Origin of the sequence: Azoarcus sp. TTM-91 (assembly GCF_012911025.1) — a bacterium.
Classification (GTDB): domain Bacteria; phylum Pseudomonadota; class Gammaproteobacteria; order Burkholderiales; family Rhodocyclaceae; genus Azoarcus.
In genome coordinates this window covers 1-11,779 of record NZ_WUEI01000129.1, presented here as the reverse complement: position 1 = coordinate 11,779, position 11,779 = coordinate 1, and the positions used below count along the sequence as shown (strand labels likewise).

The following is an 11,779-nucleotide window of genomic DNA, read 5'->3' as shown; positions in this document are numbered from 1 at the left end:
GGACACCACCGCCTACCGCCTGTTCCACGGCAGCGTCGAGGGTGTCCCCGGCCTCACGGTGGACCGCTACGGCGACCTGCTGCTGGTACAGAGCTTCCACAGCCCGCTGGCGGCCGAGGCCCTGGCCGAGCTGCAAGCCTGGTACGCCGACGCCCTGCCCGGCCTGCTGCCGGTCTACAACGACCGCAGCGGCGCCAACTCCCGCATCGGCAACCTGCTGGAGGGCGAAGCCCTGGCCGCCGCCGAGGCGCCGCGCGAGGCCACCGAACTGGGCGTGCGCTACCGCATCCGCGCCCGCCACGCCGGCCAGGACCCCTGGCTGTTCCTGGACCTGCGCGCCGCCCGCCGGCGCGTCATGCAGGAAGCCGCCGGCAAGTCCCTGCTCAACCTCTTCGCCTACACCTGCGGCGTCGGCATCGCCGCTGCCAAGGCCGGCGCGGCGCATGTGGTGAATGTGGACTTCGCCGAATCCAGCCTGGAAGTCGGCCGCGAGAACGCCCGCCTCAACGCGCTGCCGATCCGGCCGCGCTTCGTGAAGAGCGACGCCTTCCCGGCCATGCGCCAGCTCGCCGGCATCGGCCAGCCGGAGCGGGTGCGCGGCAAGCGCATGCCACCCTTTCCCAGGCTGGAGCAGCGCCAGTTCGACTGCGTGTTCCTCGATCCCCCGCGCTACGCCAAGAGCCCCTTCGGCGTGGTGGACCTGGTGAACGACTATTCCGCGCTGTTCAAGCCAGCGTTGCTGTGCACCGCCGAGGGCGGCAGCCTGGTGTGCTGCAACAACGTCGCCCAGGTGGAGCGGGGGCCCTGGCTGGACCAGTTGCTGCGCAGCGCCCGCAAGGCCGGGCGCGAAGTGCGGGAGGTGGAATGGATAGTGCCGGAAGCGGACTTCCCGTCACCGGACGGCCAGCCGCCGCTGAAGACGGTGCTGCTGCGCGTCTGAGCATGTTCTCCCCTGGCTGGGGAGGGCTGCCCGCCAGCGTCGCTTGAGGCCGCGACAGCAGCGCCTGCGCCTGCTTTCAGGCCACGGCCCCCTCTGCCCGGCCCGGCGCCGCTCGCTCACTCAGCGGCCGCGCCTGGACCCGACGCCGCCTCAAGCCGCCGGGTAGTACCTCACCACCAACTCGAATACCGCGGCCGGTTTGTCGCCGCCCTCGCGCTCCACCGTCACCTCCCAGCGCGCCTGCATGCCTTCGCCGCGCGGCTCCAGCGCCTGCAGGCCGATGGCCGCGCGGATGCGGCTGCCTTGCGGCACCGGGGAAACGAAGCGCACCTTGTCCAGGCCGTAGATCACCGCCATGCCGGCCTGCTCCACCACCACCACGTCCAGCATGGAGGCAGCGGCGGCCGAAATCACCAGGAAGCCGTGGGCGATGGTGCCGCCGAAGGGCGACTCCTTCTCCGCGCGGGCGGTATCCACATGAATCCACTGGCGGTCGCCGGTGGTTTCGGCGAAGCCGTTTATGCGCGGCTGATCCATCACGATCCAGGCGCCGGTGGCCACCCTGCGGCCCACGGCCGCCTCCAGCGCCGCCGGGCTGGCGAAATGCGCGATCTCCATCTGCTGCTCCTCTCCGTTCTTTCGGCGTCCGCGCCGCAGTCTAGGGGCAAGGCGCCAGGTGCAGCACCGCCGCCGGCCGGTGTAGCCCGCCCTTATCCCATGAACATGACGCGGAAAACGCGGATTCAAGAGGACTCAAAGAGGGCAGGAAAGCAGGCAGCGGACGCCATCCGCATGAGCTATATAGCTGTTTAAAAACTTAATTTTTCCCGACCCCGGAATGGGCATGTCGTATTTCACAAATCATCAAAAATATTACTAAGGTTAAATCTGCCACAAACGATAAAAACGCTATGCTGCATTCAGGCAGCCACTCCGGACGAGCGTCCGGGCGCTGCACGCCCCAGACAACGTTTGATCCGCCCCCCAGGCCCAGGAGACACACATCATGACCGTCAGCAAGAAGATGACCCTGCTGATCCTTTCTGCCGTCCTCGGCATCGTCCTGCTTTCGGGACTCGGCATTTACCAGACCCAGCGGGTCTATACCGCCGCCAACTACGCCAACGTCAACACCGTGCCCAGCCTGGTGGCCCTCGACGAGATTTCCTCCGCCCTCGCGATCCTGCGCGCCCAGGTGTGGCAGCAGATGACGCTGACCGACGCCGCGCACATCGCCAGCGGGGAAGAACGCATGGCGGCCACCCGCGAGAGGATGAACGCTGCGCTGTCCCGCTACGAGGCGCTGATCTCCGACGACAAGGATAGGGCCCTGCTCGCCGCCGACCGCACGACGCTGGCCAACTACGAAGCGCTGGCCGACAAGATGCTGCCGCTGATGCGGGCCAACCGCGCGCAGGAAGCACGCGATCTGGTGTTCGCCAACCAGCATGTGATTGCCGCCGTATGGGATGCGGTGGAAGCCCACCGCCAATACAACACCGAGCTCGGCCAGCGCGCCGCGGAAGAAGCCGTCAGCGTGCAGAACAGCGCGACGGTGCTGTCCATCAGCATCAGCCTGCTGACGCTGGCGGTGGTGACCGCGATCGGCGTCTTCATCACCCGCAACCTGCTGCGCCAGCTGGGCGGCGAACCGGCCTACGCCGCAGAAGTCGTGAGCCGCGTGGCCGCCGGCGACCTGACGGTGCAGGTGCGCACCCGCCCCGGTGACGACTCCAGCATGCTGGCGGCAATCAGCCAGATGACCGACAAGCTGTCCGGCATCATCGCCGAGATCCGTAGCTCCGCCGAAGCCCTGTCCAGCGCCTCCGAGCAGGTGAGCGCGACCGCGCAGAGCCTGTCCCAGGCGTCCAGCGAGCAGGCCGCGGGCGTGGAGGAAACCTCCGCCTCGATGGAACAGATGTCCGCCTCCGTCACCCAGAACACCGAGAACGCCAAGCTCACCGACACCATGGCGACCAAGGCGGCGCGCGAGGCAGTGGAAGGCGGCGAGGCGGTGAAGGCCACCGTGACGGCGATGAAGAGCATTGCCGACAAGATCGGCATCATCGACGACATTGCCTACCAGACCAATCTGCTGGCGTTGAATGCCGCCATCGAAGCCGCCCGCGCCGGCGAACACGGCAAGGGCTTCGCGGTGGTGGCCGCCGAGGTGCGCAAGCTGGCCGAGCGCAGCCAGGTGGCGGCGCAGGAAATCGGCCAGACCGCCAAGGACAGCGTGAATCTGGCCGAGCGCGCCGGCAACCTGTTCGACGAGATCGTGCCCAGCATCACCAAGACTTCCGGCCTGGTGCAGGAAATCAGTTCTGCCTCCGAGGAGCAGAGCGCCGGCGTCGCCCAGATCAACACTGCCATGGGCCAGCTCAGCCAGACCACCCAGCAGAACGCCTCCGCTTCCGAGGAACTGGCGGCGACGGCGGAAGAGATGAGCGGCCAGGCGGAGCAACTGCAGCAGGTGATGCAGTTCTTCCGCGTGCAGCAGGCCGCCGCCGCGGCGCCGATCGCCGCCCCACGCCGCAATCCGGCGGCCAAGGCCCGCTCCCGCCTGGCTCAGGACACCGGACTGGAGCACAACGACTTCGTCGCTTTCGAGGCCTGAGCCATGATGGAGATCAGTGTCAGACAGCAGCAGGACAAGGCCGCGCTGACCGTCGGCCAGCCGCCCCGCCAGTACCTCACCTTCACCCTGAACGGCGAGATGTACGCGGTGGAAACGCTGAGCGTGAAGGAGATCATCGAGTACGGCGCACCCACGGTGGTGCCGATGATGCCGGCCAGCGTGCGCGGGGTGATCAACCTGCGCGGCGCGGCGGTGCCGGTGTTCGACCTCGGCATCCGCTTCAACACCGGCCCCACCGAAGCCCAGCGCCGCAGTTGCATCATCATCGTCGAGAGCATCGACGGGGAAGACGGCACCGGCGGCCATGTGTTCGGCCTGATCGTGGATGCGGTGAACGCAGTGCTGGAAATCTCCGCCGCCGACATCGAACCGCCCCCCGCCTTCGGCGCCAGCATCCGCAGCGACTTCATTGCCGGCATGGGCAAGGTGGATGGCCGCTTCGTCATCCTGCTGGAGATAGGCCGGGTGCTGTCCGCCGACGAACTCGCCGCCACGGCCAGCTGAAACACCGCCCGATCGAGCTTGCCCCGAGGCCGGCGCGAGTCCCACCGGTTGCGCCCGATGCAACCGGCTCGCCGCCGGCCTCATTCTTTTTCTGCCGTGTCCATCCGCATGCGGGAATACGAATCAGCCGGCATTGTTCGGGTCGCCACGGCCCTCCTCTCATCCTCCCCTCGCGGGGAACCGCCGGGGAAAGAGGGCGCGCGGCAGGGGTGGCTGCAGGTCGGCTTCCCCTCACCCGAGCCTCCCCTCACCCGAGCGTCCCCTATCCCGGCCGCCCATCCACCCGCGGCGAGCTCAGCCAGGGCAGGTAGCGCACCAGGTAGAGCAGGAAGGCCAGCGCCCAGGCGGTGGCGGCCAGGTGAATGCCGCCCAGCGCCATGCCCGGCACCGCGGTCAGCGTCACCACCCGGGCGAAGGCGGCCAGGTGTACCAGCGCGTAGGCTGCAGTCTCTAGCTTGCCGGCCTTGAGCATGCGGCCGGTGTGGCCGAGGGCGGTGCGGGTGATCATGCCGATGATGAGACCGCCGGTGGCGCCTATCGCCATTGCATGGATGGCCGCCGACCGTGGCAGCCAGCCGAGTTGCGACGCCGCCAGCAGCGCCAGCCCGAGCGGAATCCACAGCACCGAGAGATGCAGCACCCACAGCAGCGGCTGGCCGCGCGCCGCCCAGCCGTTCCAGCCCGCCACCCGCAGCAGTTGCAGCACCGCCGCCAGCAGCGACAGCGCCGCCGCCCAGGCGCCGGCGCCGAACACCCAGGCCGCCAGCGCGACCAGCGTCGCTACCACCGCCGCCATCTCCAGCTTGGGGTTGCGCCACTGCTTCACGCCGCGTACCGCGTTGAAAGTGAACATCGGCACCACCCGGCCGGCGATCAGGGATTCCAGCATCACCACCAACGCCAGCGCCGCATGCAGCGCCGCCAGCGGGTCCAGCGCGATCACGCCGAGCGCGGCGAGATGGAAGAAGAGGTTGGCGGTGGCCAGCAGCAGCGGCAGCGCGCCGACCACGTAATTGCGCCGGCTGCCGGCACGCACCAGCACCCGCAGCAGCGCGCCGCCAGCCGCAGGCAGGAAGGCGAAGTCCACCGCCGCCGCCCAGGGGCCGCTGCCCAGCGCCATCGCCAGGCGGCCGGCCAGCCACAGCAGCGCCAGCGCCGCCAGCGGCGCGCCGCTGGGCGTATCCAGCCCGGTCCAGTTGCGGCCGGCGGTGAACAGGAAGCCGATGATGACCGCCGCGGCGAAGCCGAACAGCATTTCGTGCGCATGCCACCACACGCCCGGCAGCGGCGTGCTCAGCACGCCGGCCAGCACCAGCACCCAGACCGGCACCGCGACGGCCGCGAAGGCGGCAGCCAGCAGATAGAAGGGACGGAAACCGAGGGCGAACAGGGCGAAACCGCGCGGCGGCTCGTTACTGCCCGGCTCTTCAAGCTGGAGCATGGCCATGATTTTTCTCTCTGCAATAGTGGGATGCGGCGAACTCTAGGGCCCGTCGACGGCCGAAACCTTGATCCCGGATAAGAAGCGCCGGCCACCTCCGGCGGCGCGTCCGGCGATTTGACAAGTCCGCCGCCCGCCCGGGAACGGGCCGCCCGGCGACACAGGAGAAGAGCATGGCAACAGGCACTGCAAACGGACGCGACTTCAACATCGTGCTGCTGGAGGGCATACACGCCACCGCGGTGGAAACCCTGGCCGCCGCCGGCCACACCCGGGTCAGCTCGCATGCGCGCTCCCTGGCCGGCGGCGAACTGATCGCCGCCCTGGCCGAGGCCGACCTGGTCGGCATCCGCTCCCGCACCCAGCTCACCGCCGAGGTGCTGGCGCAGCTGCCACGGCTGGCCGCCATCGGCTGCTTCTGCATCGGCACCAACCAGGTGGACCTGGCCGCCGCCGCCCAGCGCGGCATTCCGGTGTTCAACGCTCCCTTCTCCAACACCCGCAGCGTGGCCGAGCTGGTGCTGGCGGAGATCGTGATGCTGATGCGCGGCATCCCGGAGAAGAATGCCCTGCTCCACCGCGGCGGCTGGATGAAGAGCGCCGCCAACGCCTGGGAAGTGCGCGGCAAGACGCTGGGCATCGTCGGCTACGGCCATATCGGCACCCAGATCGGCGTGCTGGCCGAGCAGTTGGGCATGAACGTGGTGTTCCACGACATCGAGGCCAAGCTGCCGCTGGGCAACGCCCGCCAGCTCGGCTCGCTGGAAGCCCTGCTGGCGGCGGCCGACGTGGTCAGCCTGCATGTGCCGGAAACCGCCGCCACCCGCGACATGATGGGTGCCGCCCAGTTCGCGGCGATGAAGCCTGGCAGCTTCCTCATCAACGCCTCGCGCGGCACGGTGGTGGATATCGACGCCCTGGCCGCGGCGCTGGAGCGCAAGCAGCTGCTGGGCGCGGCCATCGACGTTTTCCCGGTGGAGCCCAAGGGCAACGACGATCCCTTCGTGACGCCACTGCTGCGCTTCGAGAACGTCATCCTCACCCCTCATATCGGCGGCTCCACCGCCGAGGCCCAGGCCAACATCGGCCGCGAGGTGGCGGCCAAGCTGGCGCGCTACGGCGACAACGGCTCCACCGCCACCGCGGTGAATTTCCCCCAGGTGACGCTGCCGGAGCCGGCTGGCCAGTGCCGCATCCTGCACATCCACCACAACGTGCCCGGCATGCTGGCGCGCATCAACGAGCGCTTCTCCGCCGCCGGCATCAACATCGTCGCCCAGTACCTGCAGACCACGCCGGACATCGGCTACGCGGTCATCGACGCCGACGCTCTCGCCAGCCGGGTAGCCTTCGACGAGTTGGGCGCGATCGAGGGCACGATACGCTGCCGCCTCGTCTGCTGAGCCTGCGCCGAAGCCGGAAGGGCCGCCAGGTGCGGCCCTTCCTTTTCACGCGCCACGCGCGGCGACGCCGCTCGCCGCGGGCGACTCCAGCCGGCCTGCCCTCACGCCATGCTGCGCGCCGGATACGCCGGCTCCGTCCCCACCCGGCCATCCTCCACCGCCGCGCCCACCGAAAAGCCGTACAGGCTCTGGAAGCGACGGTCGGTGATGCCCAGCAGCTCGTGGATCACATCGTCGAAGTAGCAGCCTATGCCGGTGCCGCGCATGCCGGCCGCCTCCGCCTCCAGGTAAAGCACCTGGCCGAGCGCGCCCGCCTCCCAGAACAGCCGCCGGTAGGCCGCCGGCCCTTCCGCCGCCAGCACCGGCTCGAAAGCCGCCACCATCGCCACCGCGAAGGCGCCATCCGCCGCCAACGCCTGGTGGCAGTTGGCGATCTGCGCATAGCGGCCGAGGTCGCCCTCGGCGAGGCGGAACAGCGGCAGGCCCAGCGCCACCTCGTCCAGCACCGCCCAGTGCGGGAAGCGGCCCAGGGCCGCCTGCAAGCCGCTGCGTGCCGCCGGCTCGCGCAATAGCAGATAGACGCCGGGCGCGAAGCCGCGCACCCGGTGCACGAAGAACACCGGATGCACCGCCACCGGCCACGGCAGCGCCGGCCAGGGCGCCCGCGCCTGTGGCAGCAGGGCCGCCACCAGGCGGATGAAGGCCTCGCCCGACAGCACCCGCTCGCCGTCCATCTCCACCGCGCTGCGCCGCGTGCGGAAGATCTGCCGCGCCGGCAGCGGCCGCAGGGGCAGCTCCGGCGGCAGCACGCTGGCGGAGGCTGCAGTCCATTGCGCCGGCGCACGCTCCCGCCGGCAGGCCATCGCCACCTCGTCCAGCACCGGCCAGCTGGCATGCTCGCCACTGAGGCGGTTGGGCACGCCGGCCAGGGTGGCCGCCCAGGTTTCCGGCAGCGCGGCCAGCGCCGGCAGCCAGCGCCGCCCGGCGCCGGCCGGCAAGGGCCGCGGCGACAGCGCCAGCAGCACGCCCGGCCATTCCGCCTCCGCGCCGCGCTGGTCGAACAAGCCGGCCAGGGTGGCGATGCAGTCGTCGCCGGCACCGGCCAGCACGCTCGCCTCCCAGCCCAGCGCGGACGCAGCGCAGGCAAGCTGGGCGATGGCGTGGCCGAGGTCGTGCTGGCAGTAGCGGTAGGCGCGCTCGCCGTACTTCCAGGCCTCGCGCCAGTGGATGGAAGCGAGCGCGATCAGAAAGCCGCCCTCCGGCAGGCCATGCACCAGCCGGCCCCAGCGCCCGGCGTCCAGGCTGGCGCGGCGGGCCAGGGCATGGTCCTGCACCTCGTAGTGGTACAGCCCGGCCTCGTCGCCCAGGCCCGCCAGCGGCGGCAGCAGCAAATAGGCTTCGGTGGGATGCAGGTTGCCGCTGGAGGGGTTGCAGCGCACCGCCCAGCGGCTGCTGCCGGCACGCTTCCAGGCGGAGATCGCCAGCGCGTCGTAGAGCAACTGGCCGATCCCGGCCAAGGCCAGCGGCGCAGGCGCCACCTGGCCGGCGAGCGCCTCGTCCAGCGTGGGCACGGCCTTCACCGGCTCGGCCAGCGGCAGCAGCGTGCGGGAGACGCCGGCATAACGGCGGAAAGGGTCTGGCTGGTTGGCCCAGTCCAGATATCCGGGCGAGGCCGCGTAGCGGTCCAGCCTGTGCTTGCTGCGCTCGTGATAGTCGATCACTGCCGCCATGCGGGCGACCGGGCTCAAATCCATGGCGCACCTCGACATCATTGCCTGTCCGTTGCGGACAGGAAAAAGTCGCACGGGTTCGCTGCCGGCCATCCGCCCGCCGGCGCGGGGCCGGCACCCGGGAGCGACGCGAAACCGGACGGCGACGGAGCCGGTCCGCCCGGAAAAAGCCCTGCAGTACAATCGCCCCTCGCCGCCCGGCAAACGCCCCGCCCCACGGCGGACGGGGCGCAACGACCACCCGAGATTCCGATGGCCTACGACGACAACAACATCTTCGCCCGCATCCTGCGTGGTGAAGCCCCCTGCGTCCCGGTGTTCGAGGACGCGTTCACCCTTGCCTTCATGGACGTCATGCCGCAGGCCGACGGCCACATGCTGGTGATCCCGAAGGAGCCGGCCGCCACCCTGTTCGACCTCTCGCCGGAGGGCGCCGCCGCCAGCATCCGCAGCACCCGCCGCGCCGCCATCGCGGTGCGCGATGCCTTCGCCGCGCCGGGCGTGTTCGTCGGCCAGTTCAACGGCGCCGCCGCCGGCCAGACGGTGCCGCACTGCCACTTCCATGTGATTCCGCGCTTCCCGGACGCCCAGCCGCGGGCGCACGCCAGCGTGATGGAAGACAGCGCCAAGCTGCGCGCCCTCGCCGAGCGCATCATCGCCGCGCTGCCGCCGGCCTGAGCCCGAACCCGCGGCCGCCGCCGGGGCCGCAGGCCGCTCTCCGCGGCTTGCGCACTGGACGGCGCCGGCGGGGGCGAGGACAATTTCCGCGGTCAGCCCACCGTCCGCGCCCCATCGCCAGATGAAGACCCCGCCGGCCGAACGCAGCATGCAGGAAACCCACAGCGCCGCCACGGCACGCCCAGCGCGCGGGCTGCGGCGCTGGGCCTGGCTGGCGCTGGCCTACATCAGCCTGGGGCTGGCACTGCTGGCGCTGGCCATTCCCGGCATCCCTTCCACCGAGTTCGTGCTGCTGTCCGCCTGGGCGGCAGCCAAGAGTTCGCCCCGCCTCACCGCCTGGCTGGAGAACCACCGCCTGTTCGGCCCCATGCTGCACAACTGGCGCAACGGCCGGCTGGTGAGCCGCCGGGCCAAGATCAGCGCCTCGCTGGCGATGAGTGCCTGCCTGCTGATCATGCTGTGGACGGTGCCGCAGCGCTGGGTGATCGTGCTCGCCACCATCGGCATGAGCGCCGGCGCACTGTGGATGTGGTCGCGCCCGGAGCCGGGCGCCGACCGGCACGGCTCCTGAGGCGCCCCCTACCCCGCGGCGTCAGCCGAGTTCGTCCAGCAGCAGGATCTGGATGTCGCCGCTGCCATGCTCGGCCAGCACGCCGCCCAGCGCCAGGAAATGCTCGGTTGCCTCATGCGCCGCCAGCGCGCTGCGGTCCCGCCAGCGCTCGATGACCACGAAGCGGCCGGCAACGTCCCTGTCCTTGTGCAGCCGGTACCACTGGCAACCGGCCTCCCGCCGCGATGCCTCGGCGCAGCGCGCCAGCGCCGCCCCCACCGCCTCTTCACCGCCGGGCTTCGCCTGCACGATGGCAACCACATCCAGCAATCCGTTCATGTGTCCATTCCTTCCGGGTTGAGAAACTCGATGACTACTGCCGCCGCCAGCAGGCGAGGCCGCTGGCATGTAGGGCCGGCCGCCCCGCCCTGCAAAGGCCAGCCCAGGCCGCCGGCCAGGAGGGAGCAAGCCCGCACCGATCGCACCGCAAGACCGCTGACATGCGGGCATGCCCCTGGCCTCGGCGCTGGACACGAGCCATCGATTATCCGATATTCCCGCGACCGCCCGCTGCACGGCAACTGCCGGCGTCACAACACTAGACCAGGCCTCCCCCATGTCGGCCCGCTCCCTGCCCCATCTCTGCCCCTTGTCTCCGGCCACGGCCCGCCCTTGCCGCCCAGTCGCGGCCGGAACCGCCCGATGAGCCGCAGCCACCCCATTCTCCGCGGCCTGCTCAGCCTGGCCGGGCTGCTCGCCACTGCCTGGGGGGCGATGGCGCTGGGCTACCGGCTGGAGTGGCCACTGGCCGGCCTGGGCCTGCTGATCGCCGGCTGGATCCTGCTCGGGCTCGGCCTGGTCGTGGCGCTGTGGCGCGGCCACGCCCGCATGGCCCTGGCCGGCTATGCGCTGGCCTTCGCGGTGCTGCTCGCCTGGTGGAACAGCCTGCAACCCTCCAACGACCGCGCCTGGAACGACGACGTGGCACGGCTCACGACCGGCCGCAGCGAGGGCTCGCGACTGCATCTGCGCAATGTGCGCAACTTCGACTGGCGCTCGGACGCCGACTACACCGTCGCCTGGGAGAACCGCGACTATGACCTCGACCGCCTGCGCTCGGTGGACATGCTCACCTCCTACTGGGGCATGCCGGCCATCGCCCATGTGCTGGTGTCCTTCGGCTTCGACGACGGCCGCTTCCTCACCTTCACCGTGGAGATCCGCAAGGAGCGCGGCGAGGCTTACTCGGAGATCGGCGGCTTCTTCAAACAGTTCGAGCTGAGCATCGTCGCCACCGACGAGCGCGACGCCATCCGGGTGCGCAGCAATGTGCGCGGCGAGGACGTCTATCTCTACCGGGTGGACATGCCGCAATCGACCATGCGCGCGCTGCTGCTGTCCTACGTCGAACAGGCCAACGCGCTGGCACGCCGGCCGCGCTTCTACAACACCGTCACCGCCAACTGCACCACCATCGTGTTCGACATGATGCGCAAGATCGTCGGCGGCCTGCCGCTGGACTACCGCCTGCTGCTCACCGGCTACCTGCCCGGCTACGTGCAGGACGTCGGCGGCCTGCAGCCCGGCCATGCGCTGGGCGAACTGCGCAGCCGCGGCCGCATCACCGACCGCGCCCTGCGCGCAGGCGACAGCGAGGATTTTTCGACGCGGATAAGGCAGGGAGTGCCGGGCTGGGAGTGAGCCTGGCAGTCCTCGAAGCAAGGCAGGCCGCCATCGGCACTATCATAGCGGCGCCCCCTCGGCTCCTTGATCCGCACAACGGCAGCAGGCTGTTCCACCAGGCGAGCAGCACCGCGAAGGCCAGCGCATAGCCGGCCAGGGCCATGCGGGCGTGGCCGCGCCACAGCGCCACGACCAGGCCGAGCCCGAGCAGG

Annotated in this window: 11 protein-coding genes; 7 read left to right on the top strand and 4 right to left on the bottom strand. The window is 70.3% G+C overall.

From position 1 onward, the window contains the following. On the top strand, positions 1–940 hold a 940-nt coding region (locus GRF61_RS21110; RefSeq protein WP_169152592.1), incomplete at its 5' end, for a class I SAM-dependent methyltransferase. Positions 941–1,090: 150 nt separating this feature from the next. Here GRF61_RS21110 and GRF61_RS21105 read toward each other — a convergent pair. After that, a complete protein-coding gene (locus GRF61_RS21105; RefSeq protein ID WP_169152591.1) occupies positions 1,091–1,558 on the bottom strand; it encodes a MaoC family dehydratase in 468 nt (155 codons plus the stop codon). Between the two features lie 388 nt (positions 1,559–1,946). Here GRF61_RS21105 and GRF61_RS21100 point away from each other — a divergent pair, with 388 nt between their 5' ends. After that, a complete protein-coding gene (locus GRF61_RS21100; protein WP_169152590.1) occupies positions 1,947–3,557 on the top strand; it encodes a methyl-accepting chemotaxis protein in 1,611 nt (536 codons plus the stop codon). A 6-nt stretch (positions 3,558–3,563) separates the two neighbouring features. Continuing rightward, on the top strand, positions 3,564–4,082 hold the full coding sequence (locus tag GRF61_RS21095; RefSeq protein WP_169152595.1) for a chemotaxis protein CheW: 519 nt from the start codon (positions 3,564–3,566) through the stop codon (positions 4,080–4,082). Between the two features lie 262 nt (positions 4,083–4,344). On the opposite strand, the gene GRF61_RS21090 is transcribed toward GRF61_RS21095, so the two are convergent. Continuing rightward, positions 4,345–5,523 carry an NnrS family protein gene (locus tag GRF61_RS21090; protein ID WP_248281377.1) on the bottom strand — a complete coding sequence of 393 codons (1,179 nt, stop codon included), beginning with the start codon at positions 5,521–5,523 and terminating at the stop codon, positions 4,345–4,347. A gap of 173 nt (positions 5,524–5,696) precedes the next feature. On the opposite strand from GRF61_RS21090, the gene serA reads away from it, so the two are divergent. After that, entirely contained in the window at positions 5,697–6,926 is a 1,230-nt protein-coding gene (serA, locus tag GRF61_RS21085) for a phosphoglycerate dehydrogenase (protein ID WP_169152588.1), read from the top strand. Between the two features lie 101 nt (positions 6,927–7,027). Here serA and GRF61_RS21080 read toward each other — a convergent pair whose 3' ends face one another. Then, positions 7,028–8,680 carry a nitroreductase family protein gene (locus GRF61_RS21080; protein WP_248281376.1) on the bottom strand — a complete coding sequence of 551 codons (1,653 nt, stop codon included), beginning with the start codon at positions 8,678–8,680 and terminating at the stop codon, positions 7,028–7,030. 228 nt (positions 8,681–8,908) lie between these two features. Between GRF61_RS21080 and GRF61_RS21075 the strand changes: the two genes are divergently transcribed. Both GRF61_RS21075 and GRF61_RS21070 read left to right on the top strand, forming a co-directional pair. Then, complete coding sequence (locus GRF61_RS21075; RefSeq protein ID WP_169152587.1) at positions 8,909–9,334, top strand: HIT family protein; 426 nt, start codon at positions 8,909–8,911, stop codon at positions 9,332–9,334. Positions 9,335–9,455: 121 nt separating this feature from the next. Continuing rightward, positions 9,456–9,905, top strand: a complete 450-nt coding sequence (locus GRF61_RS21070; RefSeq protein WP_211166127.1) for a YbaN family protein — start codon at positions 9,456–9,458, stop codon at positions 9,903–9,905. Between the two features lie 21 nt (positions 9,906–9,926). Here the strand turns inward: GRF61_RS21070 and GRF61_RS21065 are convergent, their stop codons facing one another. Next, entirely contained in the window at positions 9,927–10,223 is a 297-nt protein-coding gene (locus GRF61_RS21065; RefSeq protein WP_169152586.1) for a putative quinol monooxygenase, read from the bottom strand. A 363-nt stretch (positions 10,224–10,586) separates the two neighbouring features. Between GRF61_RS21065 and GRF61_RS21060 the strand changes: the two genes are divergently transcribed. Next, positions 10,587–11,585 carry a DUF4105 domain-containing protein gene (locus tag GRF61_RS21060; protein ID WP_169152585.1) on the top strand — a complete coding sequence of 333 codons (999 nt, stop codon included), beginning with the start codon at positions 10,587–10,589 and terminating at the stop codon, positions 11,583–11,585. Positions 11,586–11,779: the final 194 nt, after the last annotated feature.